Here is a 19363-nt window from a genome sequence, read left to right as displayed (position 1 = left end):
AAATCATGTTTACTAAAGTACTGATCGCCAACCGCGGAGAAATTGCAATGAGAATTATCCGAACGTGCAGCCGTCTAGGCATCAAAACAGTCGCGGTTTATTCAGAAGCAGACAAGGAAGCGTCCCATACAAAAGCCGCTACAGAGTCTTATTTGATCGGGGAATCAAGAGTCAGTGAAAGTTATTTAAATATAGAGAGAATCATAGAGACGGCAAAAAAAGCAAATGCCGACGCCATCCACCCGGGATATGGATTGTTATCAGAAAACAGCCGATTTGCTGAACGCTGCAAGCAAGAAAACATCGTGTTTATCGGACCTTCACCCGATATCATTGCAAAGATGGGCAGCAAAATTGAAGCGCGCAAAGCAATGGAGGCTGCGGGTGTCCCTGTGGTGCCCGGCGTTTCAGAACCCCTCGAAGACATAGAGGCAGCCTGCCGCACTGCTAGTCAAATCGGATATCCTGTCATGCTGAAAGCTTCAGCGGGCGGAGGCGGCATCGGAATGCAGCTTGTTGAAAATGAAGAAGCATTAAAAAAAGCGTACGAGGGGAACAAAAAGCGCGCGGCAGATTTTTTCGGTGACGGATCAATGTATATAGAAAAAGTCATTGAACATGCACGCCATATCGAAGTTCAGCTTTTAGCCGATCAACACGGCCATACAGTACATCTGTTTGAACGTGATTGCTCAGTTCAGAGGCGCCACCAAAAAGTCATTGAAGAAGCGCCGTCTCCATTTGTAGACAATGAACTGAGAATGAGGATTGGGCAAACGGCAGTAAAAGCAGCAAAGGCGATCGGCTATACGAACGCAGGCACCATCGAATTTATAGTTGACCAAAAGCAAAATTTTTATTTCCTCGAAATGAATACGAGACTGCAAGTTGAACACCCCGTGACTGAAGAAATAACAGGCCTGGACTTAGTTGAGCAGCAGCTGCGAATTGCTGCGGGCCATACACTCACATTCTCTCAAAAAGACATCAAACGAAACGGGCATGCGATAGAGGTGAGAATATACGCGGAAGACCCCAAGACCTTCTACCCGTCACCAGGCACGATCACTGCGTTCTCACTCCCTGACCATAAAGGGGTCAGACACGAATGTGCGGTAGCAAAAGACAGCATTGTTACCCCTTTTTATGACCCGATGATCGCTAAGATGATCGTCAAAGGCCAGTCCAGAACAGAAGCAATTGAAAAACTGGAGACAGCGCTTCGCGACTACCATGTAGAAGGAATCAAAACAAATCTTCCGCTTCTCATACAGGCTGCGGCATCAAAGGCATTTAAAGAAGGGGATGTTACGACTGACTTTTTGAAACAACACCTATAAAGGAGGCAGTTGTTATGACAGTTAGCATACAAATGGCAGGAAACCTGTGGAAAGTCCACGTCAAAGCCGGCGACAAAATTGAAAAAGGCCAGGAGGTTGCCATTTTGGAATCGATGAAAATGGAAATCCCGATCGTTGCAGATCGAAGCGGAGTCGTAAAAGAAGTCAAAAAAAATGAAGGCGACTTTGTAAATGAAGGCGACGTACTGCTCGAATTAAGCGATTCCACTCAATAATTTGGAGGAAGACCATGTCATATCCTAAAAAAGTGACAATCAAAGAAGTCGGCCCGCGTGACGGTTTACAAAACGAGTCCGCATGGATCGAAACAAAGGATAAAATAACCTGGATCAACCAGCTTTCCCGGACAGGGCTTTCGTATATTGAAATCACATCCTTCGTTCATCCGAAATGGATTCCAGCGCTTCGAGATGCTATTGATGTAGCAAAAGGCATTGACCGTGAAAAAGGGGTAACGTACGCGGCGCTTGTCCCGAATCAAAAAGGACTGGAGAATGCGCTTGAAGGAGGCATTAACGAAGCTTGCGTTTTTATGTCCGCCAGCGAAACGCACAACAGAAAAAACATCAATAAATCCACTTCTGAAACTCTTCGTGTACTCAAACAAGTAAACAATGACGCAAAAAAAGCAAACCTCACAACAAGAGCCTACCTCTCGACTGTTTTCGGCTGTCCGTACGAAAAAGATGTCCCCATTGAACAAGTCATTCGCCTTTCAGAAGCTCTATTTGAATTTGGGATTTCTCAACTGTCGCTTGGAGATACGATTGGAGCGGCTAATCCTGCCCAAGTGGAAACTGTACTTGAAGCTCTATTGGCACGGTTCCCCGCGAATCAAATCGCCCTGCATTTTCATGATACGAGAGGAACAGCGCTCGCCAACATGGTCACAGCGCTCCAAATGGGCATCACGGTATTCGACGGCTCGGCAGGCGGGCTTGGCGGATGTCCATATGCGCCAGGTTCATCAGGAAACGCCGCAACTGAGGATATCGTGTACATGCTTGAACAGATGGGCATCAAAACAAATGTAAAGCTCGAAAAACTGCTATCTGCGGCCAAATGGATTGAAGAAAAAATGGGCAAACAGCTGCCGAGCCGAAATTTACAAGTATTTAAATCATCTTGATAAAAGAGAGGACGCATACAATGGGAGAATCTATTCTTTTCACTGTGAAAAAAGAACATATTGCGTTGATAACCTTAAACAGGCCTCAAGCGGCAAATGCTCTTTCAGCAGAAATTCTTAGAAACCTGCAAATGATTCTTCAAGAAATTGAATTCAACTCAAACATTCGCTGCGTCATCCTCACCGGCACCGGCGAAAAAGCGTTCTGTGCGGGGGCAGACCTGAAAGAACGAATAAAACTAAAAAAAGATCAGGTTCTGGAAAGTGTAACTCTCATTCAAAGAACAGCGTCTTTCCTTGAAGCCTTGCCGCAGCCAATCATAGCCGCGATAAACGGCAGCGCATTAGGCGGCGGGCTAGAATTGGCATTGGCATGCGATCTTCGAATTGCATCTGAATCAGCTATGCTGGGACTCCCGGAAACAGGGTTAGCTATTATTCCAGGCGCTGGAGGGACCCAAAGACTGCCCCGGCTGATTGGCAGAGGAAAAGCCAAAGAATTAATTTATACCGGCAAACGCGTAACTGCTCATGAAGCAAAAGAGATAGGCCTTGTAGAGCATGTCACGGCTCCTTGTGACCTTATGCCAAAAGCAGAGGAACTGGCTGCAGCTATTTCTGCTAACGGGCCGATCGCTGTCCGTCAAGCTAAATTCGCAATCAATAAAGGATTGGAGACAGATCTCGCTACAGGTCTTGCGATTGAACAAAAGGCGTATGAACATACCATTCCTTCAAAAGACAGGAGAGAAGGACTTCAGGCGTTTCAAGAAAAAAGACGGGCCGTATATAAGGGAATATAAAAGGGAGGCAATGCTCATGGATTATGAAAAGGAACGAACAGAATTGGCCGAACGAATCCGAAAAGGCGGAGCGGAAAAGTATCACCAAAGCAATCGAGAAAAAGGCAAGCTCTTTGTCAGAGAGCGGCTCTCGCTTCTCTTTGACGATGGCATTGAGCTAGAAGACGCTTTTTTTGCGGAATGCATGTCAGACGGCCTTCCCGCTGACGGAGTGGTAACAGCGATCGGCAAAATCGGCGGCCAAACCGTTTGCGTCATGGCAAATGATTCAACAGTGAAAGCGGGCTCCTGGGGAGCTAAAACCGTTGAAAAAATCATCAGAATTCAAGAAACTGCCGAAAAACTAAACGTTCCGCTCATTTATTTAGTCGATTCAGCAGGCGCCAGAATCACCGATCAAATCAATGTCTTTCCAGGGAGACGCGGAGCAGGAAGAATTTTTTATAATCAAGTTAAATTATCGGGACGCATTCCGCAAATCTGTTTGCTTTTCGGACCGTCTGCGGCAGGAGGCGCTTATATTCCGGCCTTCTGTGATATCGTCGTTATGGTAGATGGTAACGCCTCCATGTATTTAGGCTCGCCAAGGATGGCGGAAATGGTCATTGGCGAAAAAGTGTCCCTCGAAGAAATGGGCGGCGCTCGTATGCATTGCTCCATCTCCGGCTGCGGAGATATTCTTGCAGAAACTGAAGAAGAAGCCATACATCTGGCGCGGGCTTATTTGTCTTACTTTCCGGCGAATTTTCAAGAAAAGGCGCCCATTCATGAGGAACGCCCGCCAAAACACTTCGACATCCCGCTTGCCGACGTCATTCCGCAAAACCAGAACGCACCTTTTGATATGCATGAGCTGATTGAGCGGATCATTGATGAAGGGTCATTTTTTGAGATCAAAGCCTTATTTGCACCAGAATTAGTAACAGGCTTCGCACGGATCGAGGGACAGCCTGTCGGCATTGTTGCAAACCAGCCGAAGGTTAAAGGCGGCGTCTTATTCCACGATTCAGCAGACAAAGCGGCTAAGTTTATTACCTTATGTGACGCGTTTCATATCCCGTTGCTGTTCTTAGCGGATATTCCCGGTTTTATGATTGGCACAAAAGTGGAACAGGCGGGGATTATCAGACACGGAGCGAAAATGATTTCTGCGATGTCGGAGGCAACTGTTCCAAAGCTCTCTGTCATTGTCCGAAAAGCGTACGGAGCGGGGTTGTATGCAATGGCAGGGCCTGCCTTTGAACCGGACTGCTGTCTAGCGCTCCCAACTGCCCAAATCGCCGTCATGGGACCCGAAGCCGCTGTAAACGCTGTCTACGCTAAAAAAATCGCCGAACTGCCAAAAGAAGAGAGAGCCGCATTTATCGGCGATAAACGGGAGGAATACAAAGAGGACATCAATATCTACCGTCTGGCTTCAGAAATGATCATTGATGCTGTTATCCCAGCCAATTCGCTGCGTGATGAGCTGGCCAAACGGCTGAAGGCCTACATGACAAAGGAAATGACATTTACCAATCGAAAGCATCCGGTTTATCCGGTATAAAAAGCAAGAACTTAGGAGCGCCAAAAGCGCTCTTTTATATATTCACAATAATAATATTATGTAAACTAATCGCCTTTGCATAAAACGCTTTGTTTTTTAGAATAGTAAATAAAGGCTGCCGCATCTTTAGCGGCAATTGTCAGTTTATCATAAAAAGGGGCCTACATTATGTATCATTTATATTCACATAACGACTTGGACGGAGTAGGATGCGGAATCGTAGCAAAATTGGCATTCGGAAAAGACGTTGAGGTCCGGTATAACTCTGTCAACGGCTTAAACGCACAGGTGCAGTACTTTTTGGAAAAAATGAAGGCGAGCAACAGACAAGATGCATTATTCATCACCGATCTCGCCGTCAATGAAGAAAACGAACAGAGATTGAATGATTATGTTCATGCAGGGGGCAAAGTGAAGCTTATTGACCATCATAAAACAGCCCTTCATTTGAATGAGCATGAATGGGGATTAATCCAGGTGGAATACGATGATGGAAGGCTCACATCCGCGACGTCACTTTTATATGGCTATCTTGTTGAAAATGGCTTCATGAAACCGACAAATGCCTTAGACCAATTCACAGAGCTCGTCCGCCAATACGATACATGGGAATGGGAGCGGTACGATCAAAAACAGGCGAAGCGGCTTAATGATCTTTTCTTTTTGTTGTCAATTGATGAATTTGAGGCAAAAATGATTCAGCGCCTTTCCTCGCATGACGAATTTTTCTTCGATGATTTTGAAGAAAAACTGCTTGATTTAGAAGACGAAAAAATTGAGCGTTACCTCCGCAGAAAGAAAAGGGAAATGGTACAAACCTTTGTGCACGAACACTGTGTAGGCATTGTTCACGCTGAATCGTACCATTCAGAACTGGGAAACAGGCTAGGGAAAGATAATCCGCACCTCGATTACATTGCAATTTTAAGCATGGGATCAAAACGAGTCAGTTTGCGCACCATTCATGATTACATCGATGTGTCAGAGATCGCCGGCCGATATGGCGGCGGAGGGCATGCAAAGGCATCCGGCTGTTCAATAACCGATGAAGTATACGAGTTGTTTGTAACTGAAGCTTTCCGGATTGATCCTGTACGGCCTGATGCTTTCCGTAACATCTATAATCTAAAAGGATCTGCGAACGGATCATTATATGAAAATCGTGCTCAAATGAGATTTTTTCTGTTTCCTTTAGACAACGAGTGGAATATCCAAATTAACGGGGAAACACAGGATGAAACATTCGCAGCGTTTGAAGAAGCAGAATGGTTCATTAAAAGAAATTATGCCGCATCGCTCGTGCGGGATGAAGTGTTTGTCGCATTTTTAGCGGAGAATCTGAAGCTGGCAAATCAACATCGCAAGTAAAAAAATATGCATAGGGGAGCTTCATTCACCCCTATGCATATCCGCTAGCTATCGTTTGAATATGGCTGTACGTTTCTTAATCACAAAATAAAGGGCTATCACAACAACAGCCAATATCATAATCGGTGTTGTATAAGTACCCGCTATGTTCTCTACATCATCCCACTGGCTTCCTAGCTGTATGCCTAAATAAACAAACAGGATAGACCATGGAATGATAGCAAGCACAGTCAGTACCACAAACTTGAGAAATGGCATTCTGGCAATACCTGCAGGAATGGATATCGCATGTCTGACAACCGGTATAAAACGAGCCGAGAAAACAACCCCGGCGCCGTACTTTTGAAACCAGTTTTCCGACATGTCGATATGATGCTTTTTAATCAATAAATACTTCCCGTATTTGTCCAAAAATGGTCTGCCTCCATAGCGGCCGATCCAGTAAATAAAGATCTGGGCAATGGTACCTCCGATAACACCCGCAATAATGGCGCCAATAAACCCAATCGTGCCTTCCGATACCATATAGCCGCCATAAGCTAATACAATCTCACTCGGAATGATTTCAATCATTAACCCAATCGCAATACCCGCATATCCCATGTTCGTCAGCCATGTTAAAATTTCGCTTATCAAACTGCCCATATTCTTCACAACCTGTCCTAATCTTTTTCACTATTATATGACTGATTGACGAGCAAGATGGTTACAATTTTTTTACCGCAGCATTTCTTTCGTTTCCCGTTTGATTACACCTTCTAAATAGGTCAAAAGCTGAGATCTCATTTCGGGACGCATTAAGCCGATTTCAGTGCTCGCTTTAAAACAGCCCAGCTTATCGCCAATGTCATATCGATTTCCTTCCAGCAGCCGAGCATGGATCGGCTCATTACGGCAAACCTCACGAAGCGCATCTGTGAGCTGAATTTCGTTTCCCGCGCCTCTGCCAATTGACTTCAAAACGGGGAAGATCGAAGAATTCAACACATACCGTCCCATTAGGGCGATGTCGGAAGGCGCTTCTTCAGGTGAAGGCTTTTCAACTAAATCTTTCACTTCATACACATGCCCTTGAGACCCTGATGTATTTATAATACCATATTTGCTGACATCCTCAGGGAGAACTGACTGTACACCGACAACCTCTGTGCCATAAACGTCATATACATCCATTAATTGCCGAAGAGCCGGTGTTTCAGACACCATAATATCATCACCTAAGAGAACGGCAAAAGGCTCATCTCCGATAAAATGCTCCGCACACAGTACCGCATGGCCTAATCCGAGCGGTTCTTTCTGGCGGATGTAATGAATGTTGGCCAAATCGGCGATCTGCTGCATTTCTTCAAGTGTCTCCGTCTTGCCTTTTTCCCGCAGATTGAATTCCAATTCCGCCGATCGGTCAAAATGATCTTCAATCGAGCGTTTGTTTCTCCCTGTAATAATCAGTATATCTTCAATTCCTGACTCTACGGCCTCTTCTACAATATATTGGATTGCTGGTTTGTCGACGATTGGGAGCATTTCTTTAGGCTGCGCCTTTGTCGCCGGCAAAAATCTCGTTCCTAAACCCGCTGCGGGAATAACCGCTTTTCTCACTTTTTTTCTCATTCATCTTCACTCCTGATCCTGTATATTTTTCAGCGAATCTCCAAATACCCAGATTCGGTTTCCGATAAAATTCATCATCATTCCGCCGATAGTGGCGGCGAGCTTACTCACCAAAAGCGAGCATCCGCAGTTTTGAAACAAATAAAGCAGCAAAAAGGTGATCCCCGACGCGGCAATATTAATCATGAGAAAGCGTACGATCTCTTTCCCGTCAGCCTTACGTTTTACACGAAATGTCCAATTCCGGTTCCACACATAGCTGTTGATGATACCTGCCGAATAGGAGCAGATCTGCGCCGACAGATAAGGGACATGACAAGCAGTAAGGAGAAAGAAGACACCAAAATCTATCAGTGTATTGCCGACGCCTACGGTGCAAAAGCGTCCTAATGTTTTTATTTTTTCTTTCAGCATAACGGCACCGACCTCCCTTCATAAAAGATGCGAATAGCTGCCATATTTGTTGATATTGATTACTTTTATGGACAGTGTTGAATAAACAATTAATAAAATATGAACAAAACATGAAAAAGCGGGTATACCGCTCTCTTTACATAAGGATGGACAAAATATGCAGTATGTCGAAGGGGAAGAGGGCGGAATGATAACGAAATGTCTTACAAAGAAGAGAACAATGTAAACAGGAATCAGCAGAAAAAGCAGCCCGAATTCAATAGATTGAGAAGTTTCGAGCCATGATTTCCTATCTGCAAAGATGTCTATTATGTCAATAGCTCTAAAACAACGAGATTCGAGGGAACAGGAAGCGAAGAAGAAGTCGGTAACAGCCGTCTATGTTAGCCCCATCTTATCAATGAATAAATGTATCCAGTTCCTTTGTAGAATCGAACACGAATTCCTCCAAAAGTATCCTATACACAATTTTTTTAATAAGGTAGGATGTTAGACAAAGGGATATTTTGGATAAATATGCATCTCCGTTCAATGGGTTTAGTGGTGCGCTCTTCATGACCTGTTGTTATCAAATTCCAAAAGAACCCCCCCATTTTAAGGAAAAAGGAGGATGTTAAGTGATGAGGAAAAAGCGTAGCGTATGTTTATGGATTCTAGTTTTATTATTGAGCTGCTTATCTGGAAAGTCTGCGTATGCTGCCACCAGTACTACAATTGCAAAACATATAGGGAATTCAAACCCGCTTATCGACCATCATTTGGGAGCAGATCCGATTGCGCTGACCTATAACGGAAGGGTTTACATTTATATGTCAAGTGATGATTATGAATATAATAGCAACGGAACAATTAAAGATAATTCATTTGCCAATTTGAATAGAGTATTCGTCATATCTTCAGCGGATATGGTGAACTGGACAGACCACGGAGCCATTCCGGTAGCAGGTGCCAATGGAGCTAATGGAGGCCGTGGAATTGCAAAATGGGCAGGTGCGTCATGGGCACCGTCAATCGCAGTTAAAAAAATAAATGGCAAGGATAAATTCTTCCTTTATTTCGCAAACAGCGGCGGAGGTATCGGGGTTCTCACCGCAGACAGCCCGATTGGTCCATGGACCGACCCAATCGGAAAACCGCTCGTAACGCCAAGTACGCCAGGAATGTCTGGTGTTGTATGGCTTTTTGATCCGGCAGTATTTGTAGATGATGACGGCACCGGTTACCTGTATGCCGGGGGAGGCGTTCCTGGCAGTTCAAATCCAACGCAGGGACAATGGGCCAATCCTAAAACGGCAAGAGTCATAAAATTGGGGCCTGATATGACGAGTGTTGAGGGAAGTGCATCCACAATTGATGCGCCTTTCATGTTTGAAGATTCGGGATTGCACAAGCATAACGGAACATACTACTATTCCTATTGCATCAATTTCGGCGGCGCGCACCCGGCCGATAAACCCCCGGGTGAGATCGGCTACATGACCAGTTCAAATCCCATGGGTCCCTTTACATATAGAGGGCACTTCCTGAAAAATCCGGGTGCATTTTTCGGAGGCGGCGGAAACAACCATCATGCTGTTTTCAATTTTAAAAACGAGTGGTATGCAGTGTACCATGCGCAAACTGTCAGTTCCGCTCTGTTCGGGGCCGGCAAAGGTTACCGTTCTCCCCATATTAATAAGCTGGTGCATAACCCAGATGGATCCATCCAAGAGGTAGCAGCAAATTATGCAGGTGTAACACAGCTTTCCAATTTAAACCCATATAACCGGGTAGAAGCTGAAACGTTTGCCTGGAATGGACGCATTTTGACAGAGAAGTCCACAGCACCCGGCGGGCCAGTAAATAATCAGCATGTAACAAGCATTCAAAATGGAGACTGGATTGCTGTAGGAAATGCAGACTTTGGAGCGGGCGGTGCCAGGTCATTTAAAGCAAATGTAGCATCCACTTTAGGCGGAAAAATAGAAGTGCGCCTCGACAGTGCTGATGGTAAGCTTGTTGGAACCCTGAATGTACCTTCCACAGGCGGAGCGCAAACGTGGAGAGAAATTGAAACTGCGGTAAGCGGGGCAACCGGTGTGCACAAAGTATTCTTTGTATTTACCGGAACAGGTACAGGAAACTTGTTTAATTTTGATTACTGGCAGTTTACACAAAGATAGGATTCGTAATGGGACCGTTTAAAAACGAGACGGGTGGCCAGCACCGGAATAGCCCGCCATTATGAATTTTCTAATACCGTAAAAGACACAGGACGAAGGAGCGAAATAAATGATTCCACGTTTTAAAAAAACAATTTGTATATTATTAGTATGTTTCACTATGCTGTCAGTCATGTTAGGGCCAGGCGCTACTGAAGTTTTGGCAGCCAGTGATGTAACAGTTAATGTATCTGCAGAGAAACAAGTGATTCGCGGTTTTGGAGGGATGAATCATCCGGCTTGGGCTGGGGATCTTACAGCAGCTCAAAGAGAAACGGCTTTTGGCAATGGACAGAATCAGTTAGGCTTTTCAATCTTAAGAATTCATGTAGATGAAAATCGAAATAATTGGTATAAAGAGGTGGAGACTGCCAAGAGTGCGGTCAAACATGGGGCAATCGTTTTTGCTTCTCCCTGGAATCCTCCAAGTGATATGGTTGAGACCTTTAATCGTAATGGTGATACATCGGCTAAACGGCTGAAATACGATAAGTACGCCGCATATGCGCAGCATCTTAACGATTTTGTTACCTTCATGAAAAATAATGGTGTGAATCTTTACGCGATTTCGGTCCAAAATGAGCCTGATTATGCTCACGAGTGGACGTGGTGGACGCCGCAAGAAATACTCCGCTTTATGAGAGAAAACGCCGGCTCGATCAATGCCCGCGTCATTGCGCCTGAGTCATTTCAATACTTGAAGAATTTGTCGGACCCGATCTTGAACGATCCGCAGGCTCTTGCCAATATGGATATTCTCGGAACCCATCTGTACGGCACTCAGGTCAGCCAATTCCCTTATCCTCTTTTCAAACAGAAAGGAGCAGGGAAGGACCTTTGGATGACGGAAGTATACTATCCGAACAGTGATAACAACTCGGCGGATCGATGGCCCGAGGCATTGGATGTTTCACAACATATTCACAATTCGATGGTAGAGGGAGATTTTCAAGCTTATGTATGGTGGTACATCCGAAGATCATATGGTCCTATGAAAGAAGATGGTACGATCAGTAAACGCGGTTACAATATGGCTCATTTCTCGAAGTTTGTGCGTCCCGGTTATGTAAGGATTGATGCAACGAAAAACCCTAATACGAACGTTTACGTGTCAGCCTATAAAGGTGACAACAAGGTCGTTATTGTTGCCATTAACAAAAGCAACACAGGGGTCAACCAAAACTTTGTTTTGCAGAATGGATCTGCTTCAAACGTATCTAGATGGATCACGAGCAGCAGCAGCAATCTACAACCTGGAACGAATCTCACTGTATCAGGCAATCATTTTTGGGCCCATCTTCCAGCTCAAAGCGTGACAACATTTGTTGTAAATCGTTAAGGACACCTAAGGCAAGCGGTACCGCATTGGAGCGGATACGGACATTAACCGCCGAGGGTGCCGCAAATAAACCTGCACGGGAATAAAAAGTCGAAGTCAAAAAAAAGCGATTTTCCGTTCAGAAAATCGCTTTTTTTCTTGTCGTGCGTCGTTTTGAAGACGCATGATTCAAGGTTTTTAAATGTGGGAGGGCATCAGCTTGTTAAAATAAATGTACAAGGAATAAACATATCAAATAAGTATTTTATCATTTAATGGATTCACTTTTATGTTCTCTTTACAGAAAGTAAAACTAGATCCATTCTGAACGACAATGGAAGGGAAATGTAGAACGCTATCGAAAGTTTGACTTGTTGACAATTCAAACTTTAAGAAAAGAAAAGACCGGAAGGCCAAGATTTAATAACCAACTACTAAAAGAATTTGCTTTTTAGTTTACATAATATATATTCTAGGAAGTAAACAAAATAAATGAATTTCTGTCTCATATCAAAAGTATACTTAAGTTAGTGAGACAGAAATTGAAATTTTATTGGTTTGTTGCCAATCAAAAAAATGGCGTTGTTAATCCATAATAAACTGCTTCTAAATCTTCCAGCGTCATATCGCCATATGCGCATTTGATAACAGAGTCAGCAAACACATCATAGTCATAATCTGTAGAAAATCCTTGCTGCAGCTGTTTTTCGTAAGCTTCAATCTGTTCTTTTTGATACTGGATGTCTTTTTCCTTACCTGGATAGTCCGGACCATTTATCGCATGATTCATTTCTTTGAACAGCATCATATATTGCTTCAGTGTTTCATCCACACCCTACACCTCCTTGTTTTACTGGATAAGATAATGAAAACGGACATCATTGCTGATGTCCGCCAACAGTTAAACTATTTGGGTTCTGTTCCCCAAATCAGTTTTCCGTGATTATATAATGTGATTTTTTTCGTTGTTTTAAACGTATTTGATTGGAAAAAGGAATAATCGCCGCTTTGTGCATAATTGCTCCAGTCATCGTTGTGAAGACGAAGCTGAATATTTCCTGTGCTTGCTCCCGGTGACAGCTTTCCTTTTTTAAACCCCAGTTCCAGATAGGTATCTGCACCTTGCTTAGGTTTATGCAGCGTCACAAATTTGTGTGTCAGATTGCCGCATCCAATCTGCGCGTAGTCACAGTCAAAGTTTTGGCCTTTGTTTTTCGCGTTATACCAGTAACGGGCAGTGACATCTTTTAAATCAACCGTGGTATTCCCGTTATTTTTTATGTGAAGCTGCGGGCGGATTTGGTTGCTGTTCACACCCCCATCCCCTGCTTTGTATTGTACAGAAATGCCGTTTTCCTGTGCGGGGTTATCTTGTGCCGGCGTTTCAGGGCGTTCTTTCGTTGAATCTTTGTTGCCGAGAATGTTTTCTCTTACGAATGTTCCTGAAGCAGTTAAATCTGTAAGCGGCCAGCCGCCTGTTTTAGATGCTCCCGGCTTTAACGCTGAGGATGATTCCTGCTTATCAGAAAGATTCCAGTTCACCCAGCTGATTTTCTTGCTGTCAAGATAATTCAGCCATTCCCGCGACTGGTCAAGGAATACACCGCCATTTCCAGACGCATCGCTAGTTCCCCATTCCGTCACGAAAATAGGCGCTCCTTTACTGAGTGCATAGTTTGCTTTATCCCGTAAAGATTGGCCGTGTGTGCCGGCATAAAAATGAAGCGCGTACATGACGTTTGCATCTTTTAGCTGATCATCGGCAGCATCATTCACATCCTGGCTCCATGTACCGGTTCCGACAATGATGGTGTTGTCTGGATCATTTTTGCGGATAACGGAAATCACTTCTTCCGCATACGGTTTAATATCACGCTTCCAGTTCACATCACCGTTTGGTTCGTTTGCAATTTCATAAATGACATTTGGCGTGTTTCCGTAAAGGCTTGACATTTCCTTGAAGAATTCTTTTGCCTTCTCTTTATTTTGGTTTGGATTACCGTCATTTAAGATATGCCAGTCAATAATGACATATATCCCAAGCTCTTTTGCCACTTCAACCGCTTCTTTTACTTTGTTTTTCACGGATGGGTTGTCAATATAACCGCCATCTGCTGTATACATCGCCGCTCGGAAAACGGTAATGCCCCAATCGTCTCTCAGCCATTTTAAGCTGTCTTTATTGACAAAATCGCCATACCATTGCAATCCGTGTGAACTGATCCCCTTCAATTGCACCGCTTTGCCGTTTTGATTGATTAGCTGCGTGCCTTTTATGCTAAGCTGGCCATTTATGGCGACTGGCGTTTTTGCTCCTGCAGCAGATGCTGCTGGATTTCCTAAGCCGCTGGTTGCGAGTATTGAAATTAATAAACACACGATTAAGATAGAGACTTGACGTTTCATATATAGTATTCTTTCCTCCTTTACATCATGACGAAAATATATGCCTATTAACTCGTACGCTCCACCTCCCTTCCGTTTTTGTTTGGCACGGACTATTGTAAAAATTTATCTCATCTTTGTCTATCAACCTAATTTCTTGTTTTTAGACGGATTAAAAAGCCTGTCAATTTGCTCTTTTTGTCTTGTTTCAGATACTGCTGACACATACGGACCAAATAGAAAATTGTTTAATCAGGACTATTCACGTTACTTTTTGTTTAATTTGAAAGATTCTGCTTCTTTATGCCAAATAAAAAGCCGCATTCAATGAATTGAATGCAGCCGTGTTCTTATGCTTCTTGTTTCTCATCTTCCCATGTTTCAGCATTTTTCAGCCCTGGAATGTTTTTCGCTTTAAATACAGGATCAAGTCCTTGTTTACGCTGTTTCGCGTAATCTTTATACACTTTGTAAGCAACGTTTGACAGCAGCGTAATCACAACTAAGTTAATTAGCGCCATGATACCCATAAAGAGATCCGCCATGTCCCAAACGATTTGGAAGCCTGATAGAGAACCGTAGACAACCATAGCAATAACCGCAATCCGGTAAATATTCAGCCATGTTTTGCTTGTTTTAATAAATTCAATATTTGTCTCACCATAATAATAGTTGCCGACAACTGAACTGAATGCAAACAAGAACATTGCGACTGCGATGAAGCTAGGCGCCCAGCCACCGATATGATGATTAAGGGCAGCCTGGGTTACTTGGATACCATCACCTTTTGGCGTTACACTGTACAGCAAAATGATAAACGCTGTGGACGTACATACAATAAATGTATCGAAAAATACGCCTAATGTTTGAATAAAACCTTGTTTTGCCGGATGCGATACATGAGCTGTTGCAGCCGCATTCGGAGCGCTTCCCATCCCTGCTTCGTTTGAAAAAAGTCCGCGCTGCGCACCGATAACGATGATGCCGCCAATTCCGCCGCCGACGACTTGTTCAAACCCTAAAGCATTTTTAACAATTGTAGCGATAACGCCAGGGAAAGCCGTAATATTTGTGATGACAACAAATAAAGCAATAATAATATAAATGCCAGCCATAACCGGTACGATTAGCTGTGTTACAGCCACAACACGTTTCAAACCGCCAAAAATGATAAACGCAGTTAAAACAGCCAAGACAATGGCTACAACTGTTTTATTCACATGAAATGCGCCATCCAACGCTCCTGCAATAGTATTCGTTTGAACAGCGTTAAAGATTAAACCGAATGATACCGTAATTAAGACAGCAAAAACGATGCCGAGCCATCTGGCTCCAAGGCCCTTCTGAATGTAGTAGGCCGGACCTCCGCGGAAATCCTCCCCGTCTCTTACCTTATAAAGCTGCGCTAGCGTACTCTCAACAAAGCTAGAAGCCATACCTACAGCAGCTACAACCCACATCCAAAACACAGCGCCCGGTCCGCCTGTCGCAATTGCTAAAGCTACACCAGTCAAATTCCCAGTACCGACTCGGGATGCAGCGGAAATAAAGAATGCCTGCATAGAGGAAACGCCTTTATTTCCTTCAGGCTTCTCACCTACTATTCTGAACATTTCAATAAAATAACGGAATTGGATAAAACCAAAACGTATGGTAAAAAATAATCCAAGCCCTATTAAAATATAAAATAGGTATTTCCAAATGAAATCACTTGGAATATGAATTAAACTATCGAAAAAAGACGCCATATTTACCTCCCGTTTTCATCAATTCAATACGAATTCGTTTTGATGTTAGATTTTTTAACATAACGAGTTTTATTATATCACAATATGACGAATTAGGAAGTTTTTTCGCGAAGAATATTGTCATAGCCAGATGTTACTCTGTCGACCCTTTCCCTAGCATTTTCCTATAAAAAATAAAAACATTCGTTGCAAGTTTGCATTTTAAAAAAGTACCTATTAACAATGCAATCATTTCCTCTCATTCTCTTACCTTTCCTTTGATTTTAGCTCACAAATAAAGGAATAAACCTTAAACAACAAACATATCATCTAAAATATGCTTTTATTCACACCATAAACCGGGTATACATATACTAATAAAGAATGTTTCTCTTTCAAAAATAAGCAAAAAGATATATACTTAACAAAGTGAAATTTAGTTTTTAAATTTAATAAATCAGGTTTACTTTTAGGATGGATTAGGGTATTATTATAAAAATATTCAGTAATATTAAAGGAGGGGGAGGTCATTTGAAAAAAGTAACGATATTGAAAGCATCCATCTTATTCTTGGCGATCGCCAGTTTTCATTTGCTCTCAATTCCCCACGCCTTTGATATCGGCCATCATTATAAAGCCGTAGCCGACCAGCAGGAAATGCACGAGATGAAAGCCGGCCAAAATGCTGATGATGAGAAGAAATCCATCACAGGGGCATTTGCGCTAACCGCTTTGTGGGCAATGGCTGTTCTGCTTCTGACCGCTGAAAGCAAAAGTACGGGATACACCCGCAGGCGCCAGCGGAAAAAAAGCTTTATACTGGCCAAATTTTATCAGTCGTCTTATTTCGGCAAACTTCATGTTCAACATCACCCGATTATATAACGATAATATGAGGAGGCTGTTTAACATGTTGTTTATCTTAAGAATGGTGATATTAGGCTTATTTTCTTTCACAGCGCTGAATTTATTTGTATGGCAGGGAATTGAAGTCATTCATGCCGTAACAGATCTATTCACCAACCATGAAAGCTAAATAAACGAAACCCGCTCACGTAATATGAGCGGGTTTTTTATTATTGTTCTGTATGAACGCGCCAAACAGCTGTAACCTTGCCTGATTCCTCTTCATCAAAAAAGAAAGAGCCATTGCTGTATCTGTCGTTTGTCCGCAGCTCTTTTGCCTGCAGTTCTTTTCTGTCGCCTTTTTCTGTTTCTGCCATAAGCCGCTGTTCAAGACCGCAAGCGAACAGTGCTGCAACACGGTGAGGATTCTTTTTCAGTTCCCTTAGCATCACGACACCGCGTTTTGCGCGGGATGTTTTCTCGAACTCAGAAAGACTCATGCGTTTTACCGCTCCCCGCTGTGTGAACAAAACAATTGAATCAGATTCTTGAAGGATCTCTCCTGAGACAACAAAGTCATCCTCTTTTAAGTTAATCCCTTTGACACCTGCCGCACGCGCGCCAACTACATTCACTTCGTCTTCGCCAAACCACAGGCCATACCCTAAGTGAGTGGCCATAAAGATCTGGCTTTCCCCATTTGTTACATGAACATCAATCAATTCATCTTCACCCTTCAGATTTAAGGCCACAAGCGCCTTAGAATAACGCTGTGCTTTGTAATGGGTGAGCTCTGTCTTTTTCACCATGCCGTTTTTCGTAAAGAACAATAGATATGCCGACGGATCAAATTCTTTTATCGGTATGGCCTTTACAATCGTTTCATCACGGTCAATGGTGATGATATTAGAAAAATGCTGACCCATGTCCTTCCATCTGATATCAGGCAGCTGGTGAACAGGACAATAAATGTAGCTTCCTTTGTTCGTAAAGAGCAGCAGTACGTCCGTCGTATTCATCTCAAATTGATGCAGCATCCTGTCCGTATCTTTCATTCCGAAATCCTGGCCGTTGGAAGCGGCATATGAGCGCTGGCTTGTCCGTTTTAGATAGCCATCCTTCGTAACGGTTACATATACATCCTCAGACGCAACCATAACTTCTAGGTTGATTTTAATTTCCTCAATTTTCTCTTCAATCACTGAGCGTCTTGTGTCTGCATATTTCTTTTTCAGTGCTTTTAAGCTGTTTGTGATCACTTTTAACAGCTTTTTATCATTGCTTAGTATAGATTCAAGCTCTTCAATTTTTTCACCGAGCTCTTCTGCCTCTTCCTTAAGCGCTGTGATATCGGTATTGGTTAAACGATATAACTGCAATGACACAATGGCTTCAGCCTGAGGCTCTGTAAATTCGTATTTCGCAATCAAATTATTTTTAGCGTCACGTTTATCGCTTGAAGAACGGATCGTTGCAATGACTTCATCTAAAATGGACAAAGCTTTCATGAGCCCTTCTACGATGTGATGTCTGTCTTTTGCTTTTTGAAGCTCGTAAACAGACCGGTTTGTGACGACTTCCTTTTGGTGTCCAATATACGCATCCAAAATAGACGGCAGGCTCATCAGCATCGGACGGCGGTTATGAATAGCCACCATATTGAAGTTATATGTGATCTGCAAATCAGTGTTTTTATATAAGAAATTCAAAATGCCTTTGGCATCCGCTTCTTTTTTCAGCTCAATGACCACTCTCAACCCTGTTCGATCCGTTTCGTCACGAACCTCTGAGATGCCTTCAACCTTTTTATCAATACGGAACTCGTCCATTTTTTTCACAAGGTTTGCTTTATTTACTTCAAATGGAATTTCAGTAATGACTATTTGTTCTCGTCCGCCTCTGATTGTTTCAATTTCAGCTTTTCCGCGGATAATGATTTTTCCTTTTCCAGTTTCGTAAGCTTTTCTTATGCCGTCAACGCCTTGAATAATACCGCCTGTCGGAAAATCAGGCCCTTTAATGACTTCCATGAGTTCATCAACAGAGCAAGATGGCATTTGAATACGCTTAATGACAGCATCAATGACTTCTCCCAAATGATGAGGGGGAATGTCGGTCGCGTATCCCGCTGATATCCCGGTTGATCCGTTGACCAATAAGTTAGGAAACATCGCCGGGAGTACGACAGGCTCCTTGCTTGTGTCATCGAAGTTAGGCACAAATTCAACCGTGTTTTTGTCAATATCCCGAAGAAGCTCAGATGCTATCGGAGATAATCGTGCCTCTGTATAACGCATGGCTGCCGGGGGATCTCCGTCGATGCTTCCGTTGTTTCCATGCATTTCGATCAACACATTACGAACTTTCCAATCCTGACTCATCCGCACCATTGCTTCATAAACCGAACTGTCACCGTGCGGATGATAGTTACCGATGACGTTACCGACCGTTTTGGCCGCTTTTCTGAAGTTTTTATCAAACGTGTTTCCATCTGTATGCATCGCATACAGAATTCTGCGCTGTACCGGCTTTAATCCGTCTCTCGCATCAGGCAGCGCTCTGTCTTGAATAATATATTTACTGTAGCGTCCAAAACGGTCGCCGATCACCTCTTCTAATGGTAAATCATGAAATAATTCTGGCTGTGACAATCA

Annotated in this window: 16 protein-coding genes and 1 pseudogene; 10 read left to right on the top strand and 7 right to left on the bottom strand. The window is 43.3% G+C overall.

Going from position 1 to position 19363, the window contains the following annotated elements:
* Nucleotides 1-5 precede the first annotated feature (5 nt).
* The 6 genes from JQX68_RS10170 (at nt 6) to nrnB (ending at nt 6207) form a co-directional block, all read left to right on the top strand.
* Nucleotides 6-1340, top strand: coding sequence for an acetyl-CoA carboxylase biotin carboxylase subunit (locus JQX68_RS10170; RefSeq protein ID WP_014664156.1), 1335 nt, complete (start codon nt 6-8; stop codon nt 1338-1340).
* 14 nt (nt 1341-1354) lie between these two features.
* On the top strand, nt 1355-1576 hold the full coding sequence (locus JQX68_RS10165; protein ID WP_014664155.1) for an acetyl-CoA carboxylase biotin carboxyl carrier protein subunit: 222 nt from the start codon (nt 1355-1357) through the stop codon (nt 1574-1576).
* Nucleotides 1577-1590: 14 nt separating this feature from the next.
* Nucleotides 1591-2490, top strand: a complete 900-nt coding sequence (gene ldeG / locus JQX68_RS10160) for a hydroxymethylglutaryl-CoA lyase (protein WP_014664154.1) — start codon at nt 1591-1593, stop codon at nt 2488-2490.
* Between the two features lie 20 nt (nt 2491-2510).
* Nucleotides 2511-3293 carry an enoyl-CoA hydratase gene (locus tag JQX68_RS10155; protein ID WP_069149665.1) on the top strand — a complete coding sequence of 261 codons (783 nt, stop codon included), beginning with the start codon at nt 2511-2513 and terminating at the stop codon, nt 3291-3293.
* 10 nt (nt 3294-3303) lie between these two features.
* Nucleotides 3304-4839 (top strand): acyl-CoA carboxylase subunit beta, encoded by a 1536-nt coding sequence (locus JQX68_RS10150; RefSeq protein WP_081483621.1) that lies wholly within the window; start codon nt 3304-3306, stop codon nt 4837-4839.
* A 168-nt stretch (nt 4840-5007) separates the two neighbouring features.
* Nucleotides 5008-6207 (top strand): oligoribonuclease NrnB, encoded by a 1200-nt coding sequence (gene nrnB, locus JQX68_RS10145; RefSeq protein ID WP_147771956.1) that lies wholly within the window; start codon nt 5008-5010, stop codon nt 6205-6207.
* Nucleotides 6208-6255: 48 nt separating this feature from the next.
* Here nrnB and uptA read toward each other — a convergent pair whose 3' ends face one another.
* The 3 genes and pseudogenes from uptA to JQX68_RS10130 form a co-directional block, all read right to left on the bottom strand.
* Complete coding sequence (uptA, locus tag JQX68_RS10140) at nt 6256-6852, bottom strand: undecaprenyl phosphate transporter UptA (RefSeq protein WP_003231529.1); 597 nt, start codon at nt 6850-6852, stop codon at nt 6256-6258.
* Nucleotides 6853-6924: 72 nt separating this feature from the next.
* On the bottom strand, nt 6925-7818 hold the full coding sequence (gene galU, locus JQX68_RS10135) for a UTP--glucose-1-phosphate uridylyltransferase GalU (RefSeq protein ID WP_147771955.1): 894 nt from the start codon (nt 7816-7818) through the stop codon (nt 6925-6927).
* A 6-nt stretch (nt 7819-7824) separates the two neighbouring features.
* Nucleotides 7825-8276 (bottom strand): annotated as a pseudogene (locus JQX68_RS10130) (GtrA family protein).
* Nucleotides 8277-8852: 576 nt separating this feature from the next.
* Here JQX68_RS10130 and xynD point away from each other — a divergent pair.
* Together xynD and xynC are read left to right on the top strand one after the other, a co-directional pair.
* A complete protein-coding gene (gene xynD, locus JQX68_RS10125; protein WP_147771954.1) occupies nt 8853-10394 on the top strand; it encodes an alpha-L-arabinofuranosidase in 1542 nt (513 codons plus the stop codon).
* A 109-nt stretch (nt 10395-10503) separates the two neighbouring features.
* A complete protein-coding gene (gene xynC / locus JQX68_RS10120; protein WP_147771953.1) occupies nt 10504-11772 on the top strand; it encodes a glucuronoarabinoxylan endo-1,4-beta-xylanase XynC in 1269 nt (422 codons plus the stop codon).
* Between the two features lie 547 nt (nt 11773-12319).
* On the opposite strand, the gene JQX68_RS10115 is transcribed toward xynC, so the two are convergent.
* The 3 genes from JQX68_RS10115 to JQX68_RS10105 all read right to left on the bottom strand — a co-directional run bounded on the left by JQX68_RS10115 (nt 12320) and on the right by JQX68_RS10105 (nt 15884).
* Complete coding sequence (locus JQX68_RS10115; RefSeq protein ID WP_040083025.1) at nt 12320-12583, bottom strand: YnfE family protein; 264 nt, start codon at nt 12581-12583, stop codon at nt 12320-12322.
* Between the two features lie 74 nt (nt 12584-12657).
* Nucleotides 12658-14157, bottom strand: coding sequence for a cellulase family glycosylhydrolase (locus tag JQX68_RS10110; RefSeq protein WP_147771952.1), 1500 nt, complete (start codon nt 14155-14157; stop codon nt 12658-12660).
* A 329-nt stretch (nt 14158-14486) separates the two neighbouring features.
* Nucleotides 14487-15884 (bottom strand): alanine/glycine:cation symporter family protein, encoded by a 1398-nt coding sequence (locus JQX68_RS10105; protein WP_040083027.1) that lies wholly within the window; start codon nt 15882-15884, stop codon nt 14487-14489.
* A 510-nt stretch (nt 15885-16394) separates the two neighbouring features.
* Between JQX68_RS10105 and JQX68_RS10100 the strand changes: the two genes are divergently transcribed.
* Nucleotides 16395-16748: a hypothetical protein gene (locus JQX68_RS10100; RefSeq protein WP_014664143.1), complete on the top strand. Its 354-nt coding sequence runs from the start codon at nt 16395-16397 to the stop codon at nt 16746-16748.
* 25 nt (nt 16749-16773) lie between these two features.
* On the top strand, nt 16774-16899 hold the full coding sequence (locus JQX68_RS21865) for a hypothetical protein (protein WP_003231548.1): 126 nt from the start codon (nt 16774-16776) through the stop codon (nt 16897-16899).
* 40 nt (nt 16900-16939) lie between these two features.
* Here JQX68_RS21865 and parC read toward each other — a convergent pair whose 3' ends face one another.
* Nucleotides 16940-19360: a DNA topoisomerase IV subunit A gene (gene parC, locus JQX68_RS10095; protein ID WP_014664142.1), complete on the bottom strand. Its 2421-nt coding sequence runs from the start codon at nt 19358-19360 to the stop codon at nt 16940-16942.
* Nucleotides 19361-19363 lie beyond the last annotated feature (3 nt).

Source organism: Bacillus sp. LJBS06 (assembly GCF_016924995.1).
GTDB classification, from domain to species: Bacteria; Bacillota; Bacilli; order Bacillales; family Bacillaceae; genus Bacillus; species Bacillus stercoris.
This window is presented reverse-complemented; position numbering and strand designations above follow the sequence as displayed.